Origin of the sequence: Streptomyces coacervatus (assembly GCF_029223485.1) — a bacterium.
Lineage (GTDB): Bacteria > Actinomycetota > Actinomycetes > Streptomycetales > Streptomycetaceae > Streptomyces > Streptomyces coacervatus.
On record NZ_JARHTP010000001.1, the window covers coordinates 208,626 to 229,062 of the forward strand.

At 69.7% G+C, this 20,437-nt stretch carries 17 protein-coding genes and 1 pseudogene; 6 read left to right on the forward strand and 12 right to left on the reverse strand.

Features of this window, described 5'->3' with window-relative positions; genetic code table 11:
- Window positions 1-2: 2 nt before the first annotated feature.
- The 7 genes from narI to P2Q00_RS01025 form a co-directional block, all read right to left on the reverse strand.
- Window positions 3-725 carry a respiratory nitrate reductase subunit gamma gene (gene narI, locus P2Q00_RS00995; RefSeq protein WP_275768535.1) on the reverse strand — a complete coding sequence of 241 codons (723 nt, stop codon included), beginning with the start codon at window positions 723-725 and terminating at the stop codon, window positions 3-5.
- The gene (gene narJ / locus P2Q00_RS01000) at window positions 722-1,216 is read right to left on the reverse strand and encodes a nitrate reductase molybdenum cofactor assembly chaperone (protein WP_275768537.1); all 495 of its coding nucleotides are present in this window, start codon (window positions 1,214-1,216) and stop codon (window positions 722-724) included. Before narJ ends, narI begins: the two co-directional genes overlap by 4 nt.
- Window positions 1,216-2,811, reverse strand: coding sequence for a nitrate reductase subunit beta (gene narH, locus P2Q00_RS01005; RefSeq protein WP_275768539.1), 1,596 nt, complete (start codon window positions 2,809-2,811; stop codon window positions 1,216-1,218). Before narH ends, narJ begins: the two co-directional genes overlap by 1 nt.
- Window positions 2,811-6,494, reverse strand: a complete 3,684-nt coding sequence (locus P2Q00_RS01010; RefSeq protein WP_275768540.1) for a nitrate reductase subunit alpha — start codon at window positions 6,492-6,494, stop codon at window positions 2,811-2,813. Before P2Q00_RS01010 ends, narH begins: the two co-directional genes overlap by 1 nt.
- A 95-nt stretch (window positions 6,495-6,589) precedes the next feature.
- Window positions 6,590-7,402 carry an SAM-dependent methyltransferase gene (locus P2Q00_RS01015; protein WP_275768541.1) on the reverse strand — a complete coding sequence of 271 codons (813 nt, stop codon included), beginning with the start codon at window positions 7,400-7,402 and terminating at the stop codon, window positions 6,590-6,592.
- 40 nt (window positions 7,403-7,442) lie between these two features.
- Complete coding sequence (locus P2Q00_RS01020) at window positions 7,443-8,306, reverse strand: Sco1979 family transcriptional regulator (protein WP_275768542.1); 864 nt, start codon at window positions 8,304-8,306, stop codon at window positions 7,443-7,445.
- A 101-nt stretch (window positions 8,307-8,407) separates the two neighbouring features.
- Window positions 8,408-9,250 (reverse strand): helix-turn-helix domain-containing protein, encoded by an 843-nt coding sequence (locus tag P2Q00_RS01025; RefSeq protein WP_275768544.1) that lies wholly within the window; start codon window positions 9,248-9,250, stop codon window positions 8,408-8,410.
- Between the two features lie 30 nt (window positions 9,251-9,280).
- On the opposite strand from P2Q00_RS01025, the gene P2Q00_RS01030 reads away from it, so the two are divergent.
- From P2Q00_RS01030 to P2Q00_RS01040, 3 genes are all read left to right on the forward strand, one after another.
- Window positions 9,281-10,354 carry an ADP-ribosylglycohydrolase family protein gene (locus tag P2Q00_RS01030; protein ID WP_275768546.1) on the forward strand — a complete coding sequence of 358 codons (1,074 nt, stop codon included), beginning with the start codon at window positions 9,281-9,283 and terminating at the stop codon, window positions 10,352-10,354.
- Between the two features lie 116 nt (window positions 10,355-10,470).
- A complete protein-coding gene (locus tag P2Q00_RS01035; RefSeq protein ID WP_275768548.1) occupies window positions 10,471-10,776 on the forward strand; it encodes a 4a-hydroxytetrahydrobiopterin dehydratase in 306 nt (101 codons plus the stop codon).
- Between the two features lie 5 nt (window positions 10,777-10,781).
- On the forward strand, window positions 10,782-11,558 hold the full coding sequence (locus P2Q00_RS01040; protein WP_275768550.1) for a class I SAM-dependent methyltransferase: 777 nt from the start codon (window positions 10,782-10,784) through the stop codon (window positions 11,556-11,558).
- Here the strand turns inward: P2Q00_RS01040 and P2Q00_RS01045 are convergent.
- Together P2Q00_RS01045 and P2Q00_RS01050 are read right to left on the reverse strand one after the other, a co-directional pair.
- Window positions 11,536-12,003 (reverse strand): hypothetical protein, encoded by a 468-nt coding sequence (locus tag P2Q00_RS01045; protein WP_275768551.1) that lies wholly within the window; start codon window positions 12,001-12,003, stop codon window positions 11,536-11,538. The genes P2Q00_RS01040 and P2Q00_RS01045 overlap by 23 nt on opposite strands.
- Window positions 12,000-12,497: a hypothetical protein gene (locus P2Q00_RS01050; protein WP_275768552.1), complete on the reverse strand. Its 498-nt coding sequence runs from the start codon at window positions 12,495-12,497 to the stop codon at window positions 12,000-12,002. Before P2Q00_RS01050 ends, P2Q00_RS01045 begins: the two co-directional genes overlap by 4 nt.
- A gap of 39 nt (window positions 12,498-12,536) precedes the next feature.
- Between P2Q00_RS01050 and P2Q00_RS01055 the strand changes: the two genes are divergently transcribed.
- The 3 genes and pseudogenes from P2Q00_RS01055 to P2Q00_RS50895 all read left to right on the forward strand — a co-directional run bounded on the left by P2Q00_RS01055 (window position 12,537) and on the right by P2Q00_RS50895 (window position 14,210).
- Window positions 12,537-13,472: a helix-turn-helix transcriptional regulator gene (locus P2Q00_RS01055; protein ID WP_275768553.1), complete on the forward strand. Its 936-nt coding sequence runs from the start codon at window positions 12,537-12,539 to the stop codon at window positions 13,470-13,472.
- A gap of 40 nt (window positions 13,473-13,512) precedes the next feature.
- Window positions 13,513-13,854: pseudogene (locus P2Q00_RS01060) on the forward strand (rhamnogalacturonan lyase family protein); the annotation flags it as partial.
- Between the two features lie 98 nt (window positions 13,855-13,952).
- Window positions 13,953-14,210: a rhamnogalacturonan lyase family protein gene (locus tag P2Q00_RS50895; protein WP_369293666.1), complete on the forward strand. Its 258-nt coding sequence runs from the start codon at window positions 13,953-13,955 to the stop codon at window positions 14,208-14,210.
- Here the strand turns inward: P2Q00_RS50895 and P2Q00_RS01065 are convergent.
- The 3 genes from P2Q00_RS01065 to P2Q00_RS01075 all read right to left on the reverse strand — a co-directional run bounded on the left by P2Q00_RS01065 (window position 14,124) and on the right by P2Q00_RS01075 (window position 20,244).
- Entirely contained in the window at window positions 14,124-14,399 is a 276-nt protein-coding gene (locus P2Q00_RS01065) for a hypothetical protein (RefSeq protein WP_275768554.1), read from the reverse strand. The genes P2Q00_RS50895 and P2Q00_RS01065 overlap by 87 nt on opposite strands.
- Before the next feature lie 100 nt (window positions 14,400-14,499).
- On the reverse strand, window positions 14,500-17,163 hold the full coding sequence (locus P2Q00_RS01070; RefSeq protein WP_275768555.1) for a cellulose binding domain-containing protein: 2,664 nt from the start codon (window positions 17,161-17,163) through the stop codon (window positions 14,500-14,502).
- Window positions 17,164-17,325: 162 nt separating this feature from the next.
- Complete coding sequence (locus P2Q00_RS01075; protein ID WP_275768556.1) at window positions 17,326-20,244, reverse strand: glycoside hydrolase family 48 protein; 2,919 nt, start codon at window positions 20,242-20,244, stop codon at window positions 17,326-17,328.
- Between the last annotated feature and the right edge of the window lie 193 nt (window positions 20,245-20,437).

The following is a 20,437-nucleotide window of genomic DNA, read 5'->3' on the forward strand; positions in this document are numbered from 1 at the left end:
CGTCAGGCGCCCGTCTTCTCCCAGCCCCGCCGCTCCGGCCGCGGCCCCAACTGCCTGGGGTCGCGGCTGCGGTAGACCACGTACGGGCGGAACAGGTACTGCACCGGCGCACTGAACATGTGCACCAGGCGGGTGTACGGCACCAGGGCGATCAGCGCCGTGCCGATCACCGCGTGGACCCGGTACAGCACCGGTGCGCCCGCCATCAGGTCCGTCTTCGGCTGGAGGGTGAACAGGCTGCGGGCCCAAGGGGCAATGGAAGCACGGTAGTTGTAGCCGTCACCGGAGGTGTGGGCGAGCTTGGCGGCCATGCCCATGGCGATGGCGGCGAGCAGGACGGCGTACATGAGCTTGTCGTTCACGGTCGTCGCCCGGAAGATCGGGGCGTGCGTGCGGCGGCGGTATACGAGCAGCAGGACGCCGGCGACCGCGAGCACACCGGCCACCGTGCCGCCGTAGAGCGAGAACAGGTGGTACGTGTGCTCGCCGACGCCTATCGAGTCGGTCCACGACTTCGGGACGAACAGGCCCGCCAGATGGCCGGCCAGCACGAAGAGGATGCCGTAGTGGAAGGCCGGGGAGGCGATGTTCAGCAGCTTCGACTCGTACAGCTGCGACGAACGCGTGGTCCAGCCGAACTTGTCGTAGCGGTAGCGCCAGACCAGGCCGGCGACGAGGAGGGCGAAGGCCACGTACGGCAGGACGCCCCAGAGGAGTGTGGTCATGTGCGGATTCCTGTGTGTGCGATGGGCAGTGTGGCGCAGACGGCATCCAGGACGGATGCGTACGGTGTGCCGAAGTCGGTGAGCCTGGCCCGGAGCTGCCCCAGGCCCTCGCGGTGTTCCGTCAGGAGGCCCGTGTCGCCGGTGCGGGCGGCGAACTCCAGCACCGCGGGCAGGAAGTCGGGCAGTTCCTCGCCGGTGAACTCCAGGCCGGCGGCGCGGTAGACCTCCTTGAAGCGGACCAGCGACATACCGCGCCGCCGGGTGTCCCCGTCCCGCCACCAGCTCAGATAGAGGCTGTGCCGGTTCTTGAAGTCGAAGACCTGGACGTAGTGGGCGGCCAGTTCCTGGGGTGGGGTGACGGCCGCGTGGTCGGTGAACTCCCGCAGCTGCGGGGCCGCTTCGCGCAGCAGGGGCAGCCGGGCGCGGAAGTCGTCGTCGGGATAGGTCAGGCAGAGCGCTGCCGCCTGGTACAGCACGGCGTCCGAGGGCATCAGGTCTCCTTCGCATCGTCCGTGGTCTGGCGTCTGCGCAGGGCGTGGAAGTTCTCCACCGACACCAGCGGCAGCTGCCTGCGTCCCGAGTCCTGGCCGAACGGGCCGTCGCCGCCCATGCCCGGCCCGCCCTCGTAGTCGAGGCTGCAGCCCTCCGGGAGCGCGGACTCCTCCAGGCGGCGCGCGTCCCCGACGGCGGCCGTCGGGATCACATACCGGTCCTCGTACTTGGCGATCGCCAGCAGCCGGTACATCTCCTCGACCTCGGCGGGCGTCATGCCGACGGCGGCCGTGACCGCCTCGTCGGGTTCCTCACCCAGGTTGACCGCCCGCATGTGGGAGCGCATCGCTGCGAGCTTCTCCAGCGAGGCGCGCACCGGGGCCGTGTCGCCGGCGGCGAACAGCTCCGCCAGGTACTCCAGCGGGATGCGCAGGGTGTCGATGGCACCGAACAGGTTCCCGGCGTCCTCCCCGTCGTGCCCGGTCTCCGTCAGCGCGTCCACCACCGGCGACAGCGGCGGGATGTACCAGACCATCGGCATGGTGCGGTACTCGGGATGGAGGGGGAGCGCCACCCTGTATTTGCTGATCAGCGCGTGCACGGGGGAGCGGCGGGCCGCCTCCAGCCAGTCGTACGGGATCCCCGCCTCCTCGGCCGCCCGCCGCACCGCGGGTTCGGCCGGGTCCAGGAAGACCCCCAACTGGGCTTCGTACAGGGCCTTTTCGTCCCGCACCGAAGCCGCCGCGGTCACCTTGTCGGCGTCGTACAGCACGACCCCGAGATAGCGAAGCCGCCCCACGCAGGTCTCCGAGCAGACCGTCGGCAGCCCGACCTCCACCCGCGGATAGCAGAGTGTGCACTTCTCGGCCTTGCCGGTGCGGTGATTGAAGTACACCTTCTTGTACGGGCATCCCGTCACGCACATCCGCCAGCCCCGGCAGCGGTCCTGGTCGACCAGGACGATGCCGTCCTCGGCCCGCTTGTACATCGCGCCGGACGGACAGGACGCCACACAGGACGGGTTGAGGCAGTGCTCGCAGATGCGCGGCAGATAGAACATGAAGGTCTGCTCGAACTCGAACTTCACCTTGTCCGAGGCCTGCCTGCGGGTCCGCTCGACCATCGGGTCGAGGTCGCCGTACGCCGGAGCGCCCGCGAGGTTGTCGTCCCAGTTCGAGGACCACTCGATCTTCATCGGTTTGCCGTCGAGCTGGGAGACGGGGCGGGCCACGGGGTAGTCGTCGCCGAGCGGGGCGTCGGTGAGATTGCGGTACTCGTAGGTCCAGGGTTCGTAGTAGTCCTTGATCTCCGGGAGCCTGGGGTTGGCGAAGATCCCGGCGAGCTTGTGGAGACGGCCGCCGGCCTTGAGCTTCAGCGCGCCGCGCCGGTTGAGCTCCCAGCCGCCGCGCCACCTGTCCTGGTCCTCGTAGCGGCGTGGGTAGCCCTGTCCGGGGCGGGTCTCGACGTTGTTGAACCAGACGTACTCCATGCCCTGCCGGTTGGTCCACGCCTGTTTGCAGGTGACCGAGCAGGTATGGCAGCCGATGCACTTGTCGAGGTTCATGACCATGGCGATCTGGGCCATCGGACGCATCAGTACTCGACCTCCTGGCTGCGGCGGCGGACGACCGTCACCTCGTCGCGCTGGTTGCCCGTCGGGCCGAGGTAGTTGAAGGCCCACGACAACTGGGCGTATCCGCCGATGAGATGGGACGGCTTGAGGATCAGCCGGGTGAGCGAGTTGTGGATGCCGCCGCGCCTGCCGGTCGTCTCCGCCTTCGGGACGTTCACCGTGCGCTCCTGCCCGTGGTGCATATAGACCGTGCCGACCGGCATGCGGTGCGAGACGACCGCCCGGGCGGTGACCACACCGTTGCGGTTGACCGCCTCGATCCAGTCGTCGTCCCGGACGCCGATCGCCTCGGCGTCCTGCGGGGACATCCAGATGTTCTGGCCGCCGCGGGAGAGGGCGAGCATGAACAGGTTGTCCTGGTACTCGGAGTGGATGGACCACTTGTTGTGCGGGGTGAGGTAACGGACCGTCACCTCCCGTTGCCCGTCCGGGCCGAGGACCGGCTCGCCGAACAGCTTGTTCATGTCGAGCGGCGGCCGGTAGACGGGGAGCGCCTCGCCCAGCTCGTGGATCCAGTCGTGGTCGAGGAAGAAGTGCTGGCGTCCGGTGAGGGTGTGCCAGGGCTTGAGGTGCTCGGTGTTGAGGGTGAAGGCGGTGTAGCGGCGGCCGCCGGACTCGCTGCCCGACCACTCCGGTGACGTGATCACCGGCACGGGGGCGGCCTGCGTGTCGGCGTAGGTGATCCGCTTGCCCTCGTGCTCGGCGGCCAGGTGCGCCATCTCCTGCCCGGTGCGTTCCTCCAGGGTGCGGAAACCCTGTGTGGCGAGGCGCCCGTTGGTGGTGCCGGACAGGGCGAGGATGGTGTTCGCGGCCTTCACCGCCGTGTCGAGGGAGGGGCGGCCCTGGTATCCGGTGCCGTTCAACTCCCGCAGCCGCTCGACCTCCTCGTCCGGCTTGAGCAAGATCCCCTTGGCGGGCAGGCCGAGTTCCTCCACAAGCGGCCCAAGTGCCGTGAATTTCCTGCCGATTGCGGTGTAGTCGCGTTCCACGACGGTCAGGTTCGGCAGGGTCCTGCCGGGCACCGGATCGCACTCTCCGCGTTTCCAGTCCTGTACGACCCCGCCGGGCTGGGCGATCTCGCCGGGAGTGTCGTGCTGGAGCGGGGTCGCCACCAGGTCCTTGCGCACCCCCAGATGATCGACGGCCAGCTCGCTCAGTCGTTCCGCGAGCGCCTTGAAGGTGTCGAAGTCGGTGCGCGCCTGCCACGGCGGGTCCACGGCCGGGGTGAAGGAGTGCACGTAGGGGTGCATGTCGGTGGACGACAGGTCGTGCTTCTCGTACCAGGTCGCGGCGGGCAGCACGACGTCCGACAGCAGCGTGGACGAGGTCTGCCGGAAGTCCAGGGACAGCAGCAGGTCGAGCTTGCCCTCGGGCGCCTCGTCCCGCCAGATCACATCGCGCGGCCGCTCGCCGGGGCCGGCCTCCTGGGCGCTGAGCGACGAGTGCGTGCCCAGCAGATGCTTCGTGAAGTACTCGGCGCCCTTGGCCGACGAGCCGAGCAGGTTGGCCCGCCACAGGGTCAGCACACGAGGCCAGTTCTCCGGGGCGTCCGGGTCCTCGCAGGCGAACTTCAGCGTCCCGGCGCGCAGTTCGGCCACCGCCTTGGCCACCGGGTCGCCGAAGACCTCGCCCAGCTCCAGCGGACTGCGGTCGAAGGTCGGATACGACGGCATCCACCCCGAACGCGCCGACAGCGCAAGGCAGTCCGCGCCCGTCATCCCCTCGAACCGGCCCTCGCCGAGCGGCGACGCCAGCACCTCGGCCGTGAACCGGTCGTAGCGCCACTGGTCGGTGTTCAGGAACCAGTACGCGGTCCCGATCATCTGGCGCGGCGGCCGCGACCAGTCCGACCCGGCCGCCAGCGTCGCCCACCCCGTCACCGGGCGGCACTTCTCCTGGCCGACGTAGTGCGCCCAGCCGCCGCCGTTGCGGCCCTGGCAGCCGGTCAGCTGGAGCAGGGCGAGGAAGGCGCGGTAGATCGTCTCGGAGTGGAACCAGTGGTTGGTGCCGGCGCCCATGAGGATCATGCAGCGGCCCTTGGAGCGTTCGGCCGTCCGCGCGAACTCCCTGGCAATCTTTATGCACTTGGCCGCCGGTACGGACGTGTGCACCTGCTGCCAGGCGGGGGTGCCTGGCGCCTCCGCGTCCTCGTAGGAGGCGGGCCAGCTGCCCGGGAGGCCGGTGCGGTGGACGCCGTACTGGGCGAGGAGCAGGTCGTGGACCGTCGTCACCAGGGGGCCGCCCTTGCCGCCCAGCCGGGTTGCCGGAACACCGCGCCGTACGACGTCGCCGCGTCCCTGGCCGTGCTCGCCGCCCTCGGTGTCGAAGCGGGGGAGCAGCACCTCGACGCTTCCGGACGCCTCATGGCCGTAGAGGGTCAACTGCGGTTCCAGTAGCCCGAGTTCGAGGTTCCAGCGCCCCTTGCCCGACTCCGTCCAGCGGAAGCCCAGGGACCCGTTCGGGACGACCGCGCGGCCGCTTGCCGCGTCCAGCACGACCGTCTTCCACTCGGCGCCCTCGCCGCGCTGCCCGAGGTCGGTGGCGCGCAGGAACTTGGCGGGGACGTGGCCGCCGTCCTTCTCGGCCAGCGTGACCAGAAAGGGCAGGTCCGTGAACTGCCGTACGTAGTCGGCGAAGAAAGGGGTCTCGCGGTCGACGAAGAACTCCTTGAGGATCACATGCCCCATCGCGAGCGCCAGCGCGCCGTCCGTGCCCGGGTGCGGGTGCAGCCATTCGTCCGCGAACTTGGCGTTGTCCGCATAGTCCGGCGCCACCACCACGACCTTCTGGCCGCGGTAGCGGGCCTCCGCCATCCAGTGGGCGTCGGGGGTGCGGGTGACCGGGACGTTCGAGCCCCACATCATCAGATAGGCCGCGTCCCACCAGTCGCCCGACTCCGGTACGTCGGTCTGGTCGCCGAAGACCTGCGGGGAGGCCACGGGCAGGTCGGCGTACCAGTCGTAGAAGGAGAGCATCGGGGCGCCGATGAGCGAGTGGAAACGGGCCCCCGCGGCGTGCGACACCATCGACATCGCCGGGATGGGGGAGAACCCGGCGATGCGGTCGGGGCCGTACGTCTTGATGGTGTGGACGTGCGCGGCGGCGACGAGCTCGACCGCCTCGTCCCAACTCGCCCGCACCAGACCGCCCTTGCCGCGGGCCCGCTGGTAACGGCGGCGGCGCTCGGGGTCGTTCTGGATGTCGGCCCACGCCAGCACGGGGTCTTGCAGACGCTGTTTCGCCTCCCGGTACAGCTCCAGCAGGACGCCCCTGATGTACGGGTGGCGCACGCGGGTCGGCGAGTACGTGTACCAGGAGAAGGCGGCGCCGCGCGGGCAGCCGCGGGGTTCGTACTCGGGGCGGTCGGGACCGACGCTCGGATAGTCCGTCTGCTGCGTCTCCCAGGTGATGATGCCGTCCTTGACGTACACCTTCCAGCGGCACGAGCCCGTGCAGTTCACGCCGTGCGTGGAGTTCACGACCTTGTCGTGGCTCCATCGGTCCCGATAGAAGGCGTCCGCCTCGCGTCCGCCGGTCAGAGCGATGCTGTGCAGGTCGGGGGCGGGTGTGCCGGGGCGGAAAAACCGTCCGGCGCGCAGCAGGGCCGCTCCCGGCTCGGTGGGCGGTATTCGCGTGTCGGCCACGTGCCTCGCTCCCTTGCTCGCCCTGTGCTTCGACGCTAGGGGCGGGCAAGGGAGCGCACCTGTTCAGGCACCCGTACGGGTGCACGGGGAAGGCGTCAGGGCTTGCGGGCGACTCCCGCGTACACAGGCACGATGCCCTCCGCCTGAGCCGCCACGTCCTCGGCCTCCGGGCGCCACCCGGTCACCGGGATCACACCGGGGCCGAGCAGCTCCAGACCCTCGAAGAAGCGCTGGAACTCGGTGATCGGGCGGGGGTAGAAGGGGGTGCCGCCGGCCCGGAAGGCGCCGGCCGCCTTGGCGATGGCCTCCGGGTTCAGGTCGGGGGTGACCTGCGAAAGGATCAGGTAGCTGCCCGGGGCGAGGGCTGCGACGTACTGCTGCAGCAGGCCGTGGACGTCGTCGCCGTCGGTCTCGTCGCCCAGGTAGTGGGTCAGCGCCACCAGTGACAGCGCGACCGGTTGCGCGAGGTCCAGGGACTCGGCGGCCCGCGCGAGCAGGGTGTCGATGTCCCGCACGTCCGCGTGGACGTAGTCCGTGCTGCCTTCGGCGGTGCCGCGCAGCAGCGCTTCGGCGTGGCGGAGCACGATCGGGTCGTTGTCCGCGTACACCACCTTGGACTCCGGCGCGGTTTCCTGCGCCACCTGGTGCAGATTGGGCTCGGTGGGGATGCCGGTGCCGATGTCCAGGAACTGGCGTATCCCGGCCTCGGCAGCCGTGCGGACGGCCCGGTGCATGAACCGGCGGTTGGCGCGCGCCCCGCGTACCACCGTGCCGTCCACGGCCAGGATCCTGCGGGCCAGCTCCTCGTCCACCGGGTAGTTGTCCTTGCCGCCCAGCCACCAGTCGTACACACGGGCCGGGTGCGGCCGGCTGGTGTCGATCTGCGGTGCGGCATCGGATCCGGTCATGCGGTGTCTTCTCCTCGGAGTGGGAAAGGTGCTGCGTGACTCAGAACTCCTCGCGGAACTCCCGCAGGATCTTCTTCGTGCGCTGGGCCGACGCGGCACCGGCCGTCATATGGTCGAGGACCTCCAGATGCGCGGAGACCTCCTTGCGCGAGTCGAGATACAGGGCCCCGGTCAGGTACTCGGTGAACACCATGTCGGGCAGCTCGGGCTCGCCGAAGCGGAACAGTGTGAAGGGCGCGTACGTCCCCGGGTGCGGGCCGTTCTTGAACTCGGCGATCTGCAGCGTGACCCGGTCCCGTTCGGCGAACTCCAGCAGCTTGTCCAGCTGGTCGCGCATCACCTCGCCGCGGATGCTCACCGGGCGCCGCAGAACCGTTTCGTCCATGATCACCCACAGATGGGGCGGGTCCGGGCGGTCCAGCAGCCGCTGCCGGGCCATCCGCAGGGACACATGCCGTTCGATGGTCTCGGGTCCGGTCTGCCCGACTGTGCCCGCCTCCATCACCGCATGTGCGTACTCCTCGGTCTGCAGCAGCCCGGGCACGAAGTGCGGCTCGTAGGAGCGGATGATGGTGGCGGCGCCCTCCAGGCTCACATACAGGCTGAACCAGTCCGGCAGCACGTCGTGGAACCGCTGCCACCAGCCCGGCCGGTTCGCCTCCTCGGCCAGCGCGACGAACGCCGCCGCCTCGTCGTCCGGGACGCCGTACGTCTCCAGCAGCACCTGGACGTACGGGATCTTCAGGGCGACCTCGGCCATCTCCATCCGCCGTACGGTCGCGGGGGCCACCCGCAGGACGCGCGCCGCCTCCTCGCGCTTCAGCCGGGCAGCCTCCCGCAGCTCCTGCAGGCGCCTGCCCAGCACCACCTGGCCCACAGTGGGCGCGGGACGCCGCTCACTCACGCCACGCCTCCCCTACGCGCCGAAGTAATGCGCGAAGCAGTGTTTCATGTTCCGCCGACAGTCTCACGGGATCGGCGGTGAGGCGCTCGCCACGCGGGCCGTCAGGGCGTCAGCGACTGAAGGTACTTGACCGTCGCCGGGTCGGCCGGGAGAAGCGTCTCGATGGCCAGCTCGGCGACCGTCACATCCATGGGAGTGTTGAAGGTGGAGATGGAGGAGATGAAGGACAGTGTCCGGCCCTCGTGCTCGATCTGCATCGGCAGCGCGAAATAGGGGACCGGTTCGGCCGGTTCGCCGCTGTGCTCCGGCTTCTGCTCCCGCTCCGGCACCGGGTAGGCCGCGACCTCCGCGTGCAGCGCCCGCAGTGGTGCCGAGCGGTGCAGGGCGATCTCCCGCTCCATCTGTGCCAGCAGATGCCCGCGCCACTCGCGCAGGTTGCGGATGCGGGGCGCGAGACCGTCCGGGTGCAGCGTCAACCGCATGGCGTTCAGCGGGGGTTGGAGCAGGGACTCCGAGACGCCCTCCATGAGCATCATGACGCCCCGGTTGGCCGCGACCACGTTGTACACCGAGTCCACCACCAGCGCCGGGTAGGGCTCGTAGCACTGGATGAGGCGCTCCATGCCCTGGCGCAGGGCGTCCAGCGCGGGGGAGTCCAGCGGGGTCTCCGGGTAGTGCGGGGCGTAACCGGCCGCCAGCAGCAGGGCGTTGCGCTCGCGCACCGGGACATCCAGATGCTCGGCCAGCCGCAGCACCATCTCCTCGCTCGGCCGCGAACGGCCCGTCTCGATGAAGCTGATGTGCCGCGCCGATGAGTCCGCCCGCAGCGCCAGCTCCAGCTGGCTCACCCGGCGGCGCTCCCGCCAGGACCGCAGCAGGGGGCCGACGCCTTTGTCGTTGGGGGCGGTGGCCGAGGCGCTGGTTCCCGTCGCGACAATGGTCATACGTACGACCGTAGTCGAGGAGCGCAGATCATGACCTGGCGGCAGAAGAACCCGACCTTGGAGACCGCCGCGGTGTACCGGGCCAGAGTGCGGGGCTGTCTGCTGGGCGGCGCGGTCGGGGACGCCCTCGGCTACCCGATCGAGTTTCTGTCCCTGGACCGCATCCGCACGGTCCACGGCGAACGCGGGGTGACCGGATTCGTGCCCGGTGCGTACGGCGCGATGGGCCTGATCAGCGACGACACGCAGATGACGCTGTTCACCGTCGAGGCCCTGATCGAGGCGCACGCCCGGGAGCGGATCAGGGGGATCGGCGGCGCCTGGGCGCAGATGCTGCGCGAGGCGTACGAGCGCTGGCTGGAGACCCAGTCGAAGCCGGGTCCGGAGCAGGACGCCCCCAGGGGCGGTCTGATCAGCGAGCCCTGGCTGTACGCCCGCCGCGCGCCCGGCAACGCCTGCCTCTCCGGGGTCGCCCAGAAGTACCACCCCGACCCGATGCTCAAGCTGGACGGCAAGCCGGGGCAGGTCAACCCCGACTCCAAGGGCTGCGGCACGGTGATGCGCTCGGCCCCCTTCGGCCTGATCAACACCCCCGGCGGGGCCTTCGAGATGGCCGCCCGCGGCGCCCAGATCACCCACGGCCACCCCACCGGCTACTACGCGGCGGGCGCCCTGGCCGCGATCGTGGCGTACGTCGTCGAGGGGGACTCCCTGGAGGGCGCGGTGGTGCGCACGCTCCGGCTGCTGGCCCGTCACCCCGGCCACGAGGAGACGACGGCCGCCCTGGAAGGGGCCCTCGACCTGGCCGCGCAGGGACGGCCGACGGCCGGGAACGTCGAGAACCTCGGCGCCGGCTGGGTCGCCGAGCAGGCCCTCGCCATCGGCGTCTACTGCGCCCTCGCCGAGCCCGACGTCGAGGCCGCCCTGCTGCTCTCCGTGAACCACTCCGGCGACAGCGACTCCACCGGTTCCATCTGCGGCAACCTCGTCGGCGCGGTACACGGAGACGTCGGCCTGCCGCACGAGTGGGTCGAGCAGGTCGAGGGCCGGGCCAGGATCGCCGCCATCGCGGACGACCTGGCGGCGGAGCGCCTGCATCAGTGACTCCGAGGGGTCCCGAGGTGTCCCCGGCCGGACCCCGGGAACCCTTGTGACCAGGACCGCAGTCATCTGCTGTGGCACGCTGAAGAAGCACCCCGTGCCGAGGAAGGAGCGAGGCCATGCCCGTGGAACCGTTGTCGCAGAAGGAGATCGAGGACCGGCTCGCCGAGTTGCCGGGGTGGTCGGCCGAAGACGACCGGCTCACCCGCTCCTACCGGCTCGGCTCGCACTTCGCGGCCACCGCGATGGTCATCCACATCGCCCAGGTCCAGGACGAGCTCGACCACCACTCCGACCTCACCCTCGGCTACAACACGGTCTCGCTGTCCGTGAACACGCACAGCGTGGGCGGAGCCGTCACCGAGCTGGACTTCGAGCTCGCGCGCAAGGTCGAGGATCTGGCACCGGGACACGGGGCACACTGATCCGTGTGCTCGACTACGACAAGGAAGCCGCTGCGTACGACACCACCCGCGGCGGCGAACCGAGGGCCGAGGCAGCCGCGGACGCCGTACTGGGCCTGATCCCCGCAGCCACCGGCCGGCTCCTCGACGTCGGCTGCGGCACCGGCATCGTCACCCGGCGCCTCGTGGCCGCGCGGCCCGCCACCCGGGTGACGGGCGCCGACCTGACGTACGGCATGGCCCGGATGGCCGCCGGGCGCCTGCCCGGCTCGGTCCTGCTGGCCGACAGCCGCCGGCTGCCGTTCGCCGACCGGACCTTCGACGCGGTCACCAGCGTCTGGCTGCTGCACCTCCTGGACGAGCCGGAGGACGTCCGCGCCGTCGTCGCCGAGTGCGCCCGCGTCCTCAGGCCCGGCGGTGTGTACGTCACCACCGTCGACAAGGCCGCCGCCCACGACGTCGGCAGCGACATCGACGCCGTCCTCGCCGCCCGCCCGCGCCGCCCTGCCCCGGACGCCGCCCCGCTCGTGGAGTCGTACGCCGCCGCGCACCGTCTGCACCCTGCGGGGCAGGCCCGTTTCCCGGGCCGCGGTCAGGGCCGCAGCCCCCGCCGCACCGCCGCCGATCTGCGGCGCGGCTGGTTCACCCGACTGCCGCCCGGCGACCCGCTCACCGAACGGTTCGTGTCACGGCTGGCAGCCCTGCCCGACCAGGAACGGCCGCGCGCAGACCCGGAGTTCAGCCTCCGGGCCTTCAGGAAGCCGGCGGTCGACCAGGCAGTCAGGCAGCCTCCGGGCGGCTGAAGTCCATCGTCCAGTTGGTCACCCACGTCTCCTCGCCATCGACGGAGAACGCCTGCTCCCAGTGCGCGGAGGCGGAGGACATGCCCGCCCATACGAACCGCACCCGGACGTCCTTCCCTTCGTGCGTGTCGTCGCCGTAGAACTCGCCGCGACCGCCGTCGAAGCGCCCGACGACCGGCGGGAACAGCTTTCCGCTGCGGCTGGCGGCCCAGTTCAGGGACCACGCCTCGGTCTCCCGGTCGAAGAGCCGAAGAGTCGCGCCCTTGGCTCCCAGATACGGCATGTCGATCTCGTCGACGTTCGCCGCCCCGTCGAACAGCGGCCAGCAGCGGCTCGTGCCCGGGAACTCCACCCAGCCGCTGTCCGGGTCGAGGAAGTCCGTGCGGCGGCGATTCGCGACCTCCCACTCGCCGTGGAAGAAGTCGAAGTCGTGCGGGCTGCTCATGAGCGGTCTCCAGTGGTTCCTGCGGGCAGGGAGTCGGACAGGTAGGCGTCCAGGTCCGGGACTTCGGGGGCGAGCATGTGCCGTACCCAGGCATCCCGTTCGTGCAGGATCGGCGGCAGCTCGAAGACGCAGCCCATCCAGGGCAGTCGGGGCCTGATGAAGTGAGTGGGGTCGCGGTCCGGGCAGCCGGTCATCGGCTGGCCGGCCGCCGCGTTCGCGTAGTGCAGGACGTTGTCCCACACCCAGCTGTAGGCGTTGATGTACGCGCCGTCGTCGTTTCCCCTGTGAACGACGACGAACGTCGCCGGCGCAGTGCCGTCCGGCTCCGGCAGCAGCTCCGGGAGGATCTCGTACGCCGCCTTCTCCACCTCCGGCGCGATGCCGGCCGGGTCTGCGGTGACGTGGTAGCGCTTGATGTGCCGTCCCGCCACCTCGATGGGCGGCGGTACGGTCAGCAGCTTCTCCCTGAAGCGTGGTTTCTCCGTGATGGCCATGGCGAGACGCTAGGCCGACTTCACTGACACCATGTGTCAGTGAAGTCCAGCCGACTCGTCTCGATCCTGCTTCTGCTCCAGACCCGGGGCCGGATGACCGCCGCCCAGCTCGCCGAGGAGCTGGAGGTCTCCGTCCGCACGGTCTACCGGGACGTGGAGGCGCTGAGCGCGGCGGGCATCCCGCTGTACGGAGACGCGGGCCACGCCGGCGGCTACCGGCTGCTCGACGGCTACCGCACCCGGCTGACCGGCCTCACCGCCGACGAGGCCGAGGCCCTCTTCCTGGCGGGCGCCCCCGGCCCGGCCGCCGAACTCGGCCTGGGCTCGGTCCTGGCCGCCGCCCAGCTCAAGGTCCGCGCCGCCCTGCCACCGGAGCTGCGCGCCCACGCCGACCGGATCAGCGGCCGCTTCCACCTCGACGCGCCCGGTTGGTACGCGGACGCCGAGGAGGCGCCGTATCTCCCGGCGGTCGCCGACGCGGTATGGAACAGCCGCGTCCTGAACGTCCTCTACCGCCGCTGGGCCGAGCCCACCGACGTGCAGCGCCGCCTGGAACCGTACGGACTGGTCCTCAAGGCCGGCCGCTGGTACGTCGTCGCGGGCCCGGGGCCCCGCACCTTCCGCGTCGACCAGATCCTCCAACTCACCGCCTCCGACGATGAGTTCACCCGCCCGGACGGCTTCGACCTGGCCGCGTACTGGACGGCGTACCAGCGCGACTTCCACGACCGGCTGTACCGCGGCGAGGCACTGGTCCGGCTGGCACCGGGCATGCGGCTGCCGAGGGCGGTCAACTGCCGTACGGACGAGGACGGTTGGGCCGTCGCCCGGGTCCGCATCGAGTCCGTCGAGCATGCGCACGGTGAGTTTCTGCGCCTGGGCACGGACATCGAGGTGCTCCAGCCGCCCGAACTACGCGAGTGCATCGCCCGAACGGTGGCCCAACTGGCCCGAAGGTACGCCAAGTTGGCGTGAAGGCAGGGCGATGCGGCGGTAAGCGGCGGCGACCGATGGTGCCATCGTGAACGGCGTCGAGCAGGGCGACTCGGAGCACGCCGTCCAGTTCCGCTCCGGCTACAAGGACGTCCCCATCACTCCACCGGCCGGCGGCATCAAGTTCGACGGCACCCGGCTGTGGCGTATCGACCTGGGCCGCAACATCCGCTCGGGCGCGCACTACACGCAGTTCCAGGTGTACGACTACGACGGTGACGGCAAGGCCGAGCTCGCGATGAAGACGGCGGACGGCACGGTCGACGGGACGGGGACCGTGATCGGCAGTTCCTCCGCCGATCACCGCAACTCCAGCGGTTACGTGCTCGTAGGCCCCGAGTACCTGACCATGTTCAACGGACGGCAGCGGCCTGTGGACCACCAAGAACGGGCAGATCCTCTGGTCCACGGCCGCGAACGGCGTTCACGACCCTGCTGCACGACACGCAGTACCGCACGGCCCTGGCCTGGCAGAACACGGCCTGCAAGCAGCCGCCCCACCCCAGCTTCTTCATCGGCGACGGGATGGCGACGGCACCGAGGCCGACGGTGTACACACCCCGACGCCAAGGCGGTCGCCCGCACGGCGGGCGACCGCCTGAATCCCTGAACCGGGTCAGCCGACGGAGTTGGCTATTTGCCTCCGCCCAGCAGGCCGCCGAGCAGGCCGCCCACGAGACCGGTCACGACACCGAGGAGGCCGGAAAGACCGCCATTTGAGGAGTCGCTGTCGCCCTTGGACGAGACGCACGTCTGGTGGCCCAGGAGGGACACATGGATGGTTCCGTCGCACTTGGCGGGTGCCGGAGCTGCAGAGGCGCACGGCGCCATGAGGGTCAGGGCGATTACGGGGGCGGCGAGGACCGCCGCGACACGAGCGCGGTTCGACTTGCGTGGTGCCTGCGACATCACTGTCCTTTCGGCAGGGCTGAGAGCTTCCTTGATCAGGTTCAGGTGGTGATCTGCGCTCCGCAACTCGGGAATGACCCGCCGTCACCATTCGGCCCAGTCAGCCGACCGTGCAGGTCTGGTCGCCCAGCCTGAACGACGTCGGCTTCGTGTTCGCCCCCGACCAGCTCCCCGTGAACCCGAAGCCCACGGACGAACCGGCCGCCACAGTGCCGTTCCAGCTCACGTTCTTCGCGGTCACCGCCGCGCCCGACTGGGTGTAGTCGGCGTTCCACAGCTGGGTGATCCGCTGGCCGTCCGCGAAGGACCAGCCGAGTGACCAGCCGCTCCAGGCGCTCCCACCCGTATTGGTGAGCTGGACGTCGGCCTGGAAGCCGCCCGACCACTGGTTGGTGATCTTGTACGTCACCGTGCAGGCGCCGGTGGGTGTCGGGTCCGTGCTGCCTCCGCCCCCGCCGTCGCCGCCTCCGCTCGTGTCGGAGGTGTCGCCGTAGATGACACCCCGGCCGTTGGTGGAGACGTACACCCGGCCGTACACCCGCGGGTCACCGGTGATCGCCGCGCCCGTCCAGCCCCACTGATGGGCGTCGTCGTTGATGCGTGTCCAGCTCGCGCCCTTGTCGGTAGAGCGGAAGATGCCGCGGACGCCGCCGATCTTCGCGCTGGTGTAGAGGGCCTGGTACGAGGCTCCCGTCGCCGCCTTGCCGAAGCCGATCGTGTCGGCCTGCTCGACGCCGGACAGCTTGGTGAAGCTCGCCCCGCCGTCCGTGGAGTGCCACAGTCCGTACGCGCCGTCGGAAGCGCCGCCCGCCAGCCATACGTCACCCTTCGTGCCGGGCAGCGCCTTGAAACGGACGCTGTCACCGCTCGGGAGGCCGGCCGCCGCGGACGCCGTGAAGGTCGCGCCGCCGTCCGAACTGACGTAGAACTTCCCGGACTTGAAGCCGTAGAAGGTCTTCGGGTCCACCCGGTCCGACTCGACGACCGCCCCGGACGGGATACCGCTCGACGCCGACCAGGACGAGCCGAAGCCCGTCGTGTACTGGACACCCGTGCCCGCCGGGCTCCACACGAACCGGCTGCCGTCCGCCGCCGCGGCCACCGTCCCGCCGCCGCTGACGCCCGAAGGATCCGTCCCCGCGAACCAGTTGGCGCCGTTGTCCGTCGAGAACGCGATGTGCGGCCCGGAGTCGAGGTTGCCGACCCGTACGACCGTGTTCGGGTTGGTCTCCGCGAAGTCCAGACTGGTCGTCGTCGTGAAGGTCGGCGAGGTGAACATCATCGACGGGACCTTGGTCAGGTCCGTGTGCCGGAAGCCGCCGATGTCACCGAGAGCACTCAGCAGGGGAGCTCCGGACGGGGGAGATGCGAGGTCGTCGACCGCCGTCTCCTCCAGCCCCTGCACCATCGGCTTCACGGTGAACTGGCCCCCGCTGTCCCACTTGGTGAGGTCCTCGGTGCCGTAGAGCGTGGCGCCCGTCCCGTACATCATCCGGTCGGAGTTGAACGGGTCGATCTCCAGCGACTCCGTCATCCAGCCCAGTTTCGGGGCCTGTTCGGGCGGCGAGGGGTTCGCGCCGAAGGTCAGCCAGGGGGAGGACGAGACGTCGATCGTGTAGCGGTTCGAGCGGTTGGGGTACGACGTGTAGTCCCAGGCCTTGGTCCAGGTGGAGCCGCTGTCCGTGGAACGGAAGATCTGCGTGTCCGGCCACCAGGAGCTGTAGGCCGTCGTCATCACGGTCCCCGGGTGCTGCCGGTCGACGGTCAGGCCGGAGAAGCCGTAGTAGGTGTCGGCCTCCGCCACGGGACTGATGTTCGTCCAGGTCCCGGTCGCCGTCGCATACCGCCACAACTGGCCCTTGCCGCCGTCGTACGGGCCGCCCTTGTCGCTGTAGGCGAGGTAGAGATAGCCGTTCTTGGCGTCGAGGACGCCCTTGTGGGCGAGGTAGCCGGTGGGCTGCCCGGCCAGTCGGGTCCAGGTGGCCCCCGCGTCCGTGGACCGATACACCGCGTTGTCCTTGTCGGCGACCCCGACGTAGATGGTCTTCGTGGCGCTTCCCGACGTACCGGTGGACTCGTCGAAGGTGACCCAGACGATCCCCTGGTTGTCGCTCGCGTACCCGCTCGTATCGCTCGGATCCTGCGCGTAATTACCGACGTTGGGGAAGTCGGTCACCTGCGACCAGGTGACGCCCGAGTCCGTCGACCGCCACAGACCCTTGCCGCTGGGCGCGCCCAGATACAGCACGCTGTCCTTGTTCGGGTCGATCGCGAGCCGCTCGCCCATGCCCCGGCCGGGCATATTGCCGCCGAGCTTGAAGGGCAGGTCGGCCTTCTGCCAGCTCGCGCCCCGGTCGGAGGACCTGAGCACGGCGCCGTTCCCGGGGTCCCAGCTGTTGGTGTACGTCCCTACGGCCGCGTACACCTTGTTCGGATCGACGGAGTCGGAGGCCAGGCTCACCACCCCGGTGTGCCCCCAGTCGTCCCAGCCGACCGAGTCCGTGAGCGGCGTCCAGGTCTTCGACGACTCCTGCCAGCGGTAGGCGCCGCCGATGTCGGTGCGCGCGTAGGCCAGATTCTTCTCACTCCGGTTGAAGACGATGCCCGGAACGAAGCCACCGCCGTCGATCCGGGCGTTCTTCCAGGTGTACGTGTCGGCGGCGAGCGTGCTCTTGGGGGTGCTCGCGGCGAGGGCGGGCGGACTGCCCACGAGTAAGCCGGCCGCGAGAGCCAGCACAGCCGTGAGGGTGCGGGTTCTTCGCACGGTGGGGGTCCTTCCTGGATGTGGGGGATGTGAACACCGGGCGTTGCGGTACCCGCGCCCCTTTTAAGGGGCGCGGGACTGTATCGACTTGCGGCTCCGCCGCGCGGGCGCGACCAGCCCAAATGGACCCGCAGTCAAACAACGGCCCAACCCGCGGAGCGACTACTCAAGAAGCTCCGCATACGAGCCCATGGCCAGAGCGATGTCCGCCTGCGCCCAGAACCGGTGATACGTGAACGAGGGCGCCGCCCCACCCGCCAGATAGCTCTGGATCTTCGACCAGGCAGGGTCGTTCTTGTAGAAGGACCGCAGCGAGGCAAAGGAAGACGACGAATTGATCGCGTCACCGTTCGGCATCTTGCCGCTCCAGCCGCTCGGGACATACACGGCGTCCCCGAACCGGCTGTAGTCGGTACGCGTTTCCGGGACGGCGATGCCCAGGCTGTCCTGGTAGTTGTTCCACATGCCGTCGAGGAGCGCCTTCGCCGTCGACTTGGCGGTCGCGTCACCGGACTTGGCGCCGTAGTACGTCAGGGTCTTGGCATACGCGGCGGCCACCCCGACGTCGTTGGTGTAGTCGGCGACGGTGACGTGAAGTCCGCTGTTGGAGCCGGGACTTGAGGCGTTCCAGGTGTCGGGCTGGCCCGACCACTGGAGCGTGGACGGGATCAGATAGGTGCCGTCCGGGTTGACCGTGGTCTTGGACAGCGCCCACTTGACCCACTTGTCGAGGACGGCCTTCGCCGCGGCGTTCCCCGTCTGCTGGTAGTACTCGGCGACCCGCTCCATCGACCAGGCCTGGAACCCGAACCACTGGTTGGACGGCGGGTCGTGGTAGACGGGCTGCTGGTCGTAGTACATGCCGTAGAAGGTCGACGTACCGGCCGGCGGGGTCGCGTACCGCCCCTGCCAGCTGTTGGTCGCGCCGCCCGCGATGGCGCCCTCGGACGACTGCAGCCACTGGTAGAACTCCAGCTGCCGCTGCAGCGACTTGGACCAGTCGGAGGTACCCGTCGCCGACTTCGGCTCCAGGTCGGCGTAAGAGCTCAACGCATAGGCGGCCAAGGGGTTCTGATAGCCGCCGTGCACATGGCTCGACCCGATCCGCCATGCCCAGCCCGCGCTGGAGTCCGTCGCGCCGCCCCAGGCGTAGTACCAGGACAGCAGATAGTGCGAGGCGTCCTTGCCGGTGCCGGCCGCGCAGGCGGACGGGCCGACGCAGTTGCCGATTTTCTTGAAGTACTTGTCGTACATGGCGTACCGCAGATAGTCGCCCATCTTCGCCGCCTTGCCGACGGTGGCCGACACATCGCTGCCCTTGCCCTGCTGCTTCGCCCACACGTCCGCCCAGTACGCGGCCTGCACCGCACGTGCGTCGGCGTCCGGGGCGTCGGTGTACTTCCACTGCCTGGCGTACGACGAGTCACCGGTGAACAGGTCCAAGTACCCGTTCGTGCCCCCGTACTTGAAGGCGTCGCAGGTCGGCTGCGGCACCGTCTCCCACACCGACTCCTGCGCTCCGCGCTGGAAGGTGTTGATGTACGACGGCCCCTTCGCCGTCGGCCCGCCCTCGCAGGTGCCGCCGGGCGTGTCGCCGTAGCCGTAGACGTTGTCGACGTCCTGCAGCCAGTGCATGCCGTACACGTCGTCCGTGCCGTATGTGCTCTTCAGCTCGCCGGCGATCGGGTCGGAGCCGACCGGGACCGACGTGTCGAGCTTCGCCGGGTACTCGCCCGGGGTGTCCAGCTCGGGAGCGTAGGTCGCCGGCTTCGACGCGTTGTAGAAGGAGGTGGTCGGCTGGTCGGCGTGGGTGGGGATCATGTACTTCTCCATGAGCGCCCACGCGGCGTTGAACTTGGACCAGTCACCGGTGACCTTGCCGTACATCGCCTGCAGCCAGAGAAGGTAGCTGTAGGCCTCCGACGTGGTCTCGTGCCCCTGGTCCGGGGCCTCGACGATCAGCGTCTCGACCGAGTGGTAGGGGATTCCGTCGGGCGAGAAGTAGCCGTTCGCCGGGTTGGTGATCTTGCCGTAGAGGTCCAGGAAGCGGGCGTCGTACGCCTTCGAGGCGGCCAGCTCCGTCACGGTGACCGTCGCCTTGCTGAGCCCCGTCGCCGTCGACTCGAAGGACGCCGCACCGGTGCCCGAGGAGTCGGCGGTGATGGTCACCGTCTGCGCCGTGCTCCAGTTGGACGGCGTGAACGTGAGCGTCGCGCCGCCGGTGACCGACAGCCCGCTGTTGCCGCTCGCGCGCGCCGTCGTCACGGTCACATTCGACGAAGGCTGCGTCGACAGCTTCACCGCGTACGTGCCCGTCCTGCCCTGCTGGACGCCCAGTTGGGCCGGCGAGGCCACCACGGCGGGACCCGAGGCGACCGTGATGCCGACGGGCGTCGACTCCGCGGACGCGCCCAGGCTGTCGTACGCCTTCGCCACCAGCGAGTGACTGCCCACGGCCAGACCGGAGGCGGACAGCGTGTAGGGCGCGCTGGTGTCCGTGCCCAGCAGGGTCGTGTCGTCGTAGAACTCGACCTTGCTGATCGTCGCGTTGTCGGCCGCGGCCGCGGTGGCCGCGAGCGGGACCGCGTCGCCCTGTGTGTAGACCGCGCCCGCGGTGGGGCTGGTCAGCACGGTGACCGGCGGCTGGTGCGCACCGGCGCAGGTGGTGCCGTTGATGGTGAAGCTGGTGGGGGCGGTGTTGGTGCCGCTGTAGCTGAACTGCGCGCCGGTGGAGACTGCGGCGCCCGCGGCGATCGCGGCGTTGTACCCGGCGTCCTTCACGGTGATCGCCGTGCCGGACTGGGACCAGGTGCCGTTCCAGCCGTTGCTGAGCTTCTGGTTGCCGCTGTAGGCGTACGTGAGCGTCCAGCCGTTGATGGCGTCCGTGCCGCGGTTGGTGATGGTCAGATCCGCGGTGAAGCCGGAGCCCCAGTCGTTCGTCTTGTAGTCGACGCTGCACTGAAGTGCCGCCGCCTGGGCGGGAGTTGTGCCGGTACCGAGCATCGTGAGCGGGAGGGCCAGGGCCGCCACTACGGCGGTCCACAGCCGTCGGGTGCCTCTGCGTCTCCTTCTGGGGTGCATGTGCTGGTTCCTCCTTGCGGCTCGAAACAGTGGGGGAGGGAGGAGCAACAAGCCTTGAACCAGTGGGAGCGCTCCCATAGTGGGGACGGGGGTGAAGGTGGTCAAGGTGCTTGAAGAGTCGAAAAGATTCGACGGGTTTTAGAAGGGTTTTAGTTGAGGGAAAGTCAGCAAACTCTGTGACTCCCCTGTCCAT

Bases quoted from the DNA above. Each gene is read 5' to 3' on its own strand.
- narI (WP_275768535.1), bottom strand. From the start codon at position 725: ATGACCACACTCCTCTGGGGCGTCCTGCCGTACGTGGCCTTCGCCCTC.
- narJ (WP_275768537.1), bottom strand. From the start codon at position 1,216: ATGCCCTCGGACGCCGTGCTGTACCAGGCGGCAGCGCTCTGCCTGACC.
- narH (WP_275768539.1), bottom strand. From the start codon at position 2,811: ATGCGTCCGATGGCCCAGATCGCCATGGTCATGAACCTCGACAAGTGC.
- P2Q00_RS01015 (WP_275768541.1), bottom strand. From the start codon at position 7,402: ATGACCGGATCCGATGCCGCACCGCAGATCGACACCAGCCGGCCGCAC.
- P2Q00_RS01025 (WP_275768544.1), bottom strand. From the start codon at position 9,250: ATGACCATTGTCGCGACGGGAACCAGCGCCTCGGCCACCGCCCCCAAC.
- P2Q00_RS01030 (WP_275768546.1), top strand. From the start codon at position 9,281: ATGACCTGGCGGCAGAAGAACCCGACCTTGGAGACCGCCGCGGTGTAC.
- P2Q00_RS01035 (WP_275768548.1), top strand. From the start codon at position 10,471: ATGCCCGTGGAACCGTTGTCGCAGAAGGAGATCGAGGACCGGCTCGCC.
- P2Q00_RS01045 (WP_275768551.1), bottom strand. From the start codon at position 12,003: ATGAGCAGCCCGCACGACTTCGACTTCTTCCACGGCGAGTGGGAGGTC.
- P2Q00_RS01050 (WP_275768552.1), bottom strand. From the start codon at position 12,497: ATGGCCATCACGGAGAAACCACGCTTCAGGGAGAAGCTGCTGACCGTA.
- P2Q00_RS01065 (WP_275768554.1), bottom strand. From the start codon at position 14,399: ATGTCGCAGGCACCACGCAAGTCGAACCGCGCTCGTGTCGCGGCGGTC.
- P2Q00_RS01075 (WP_275768556.1), bottom strand. From the start codon at position 20,244: ATGCACCCCAGAAGGAGACGCAGAGGCACCCGACGGCTGTGGACCGCC.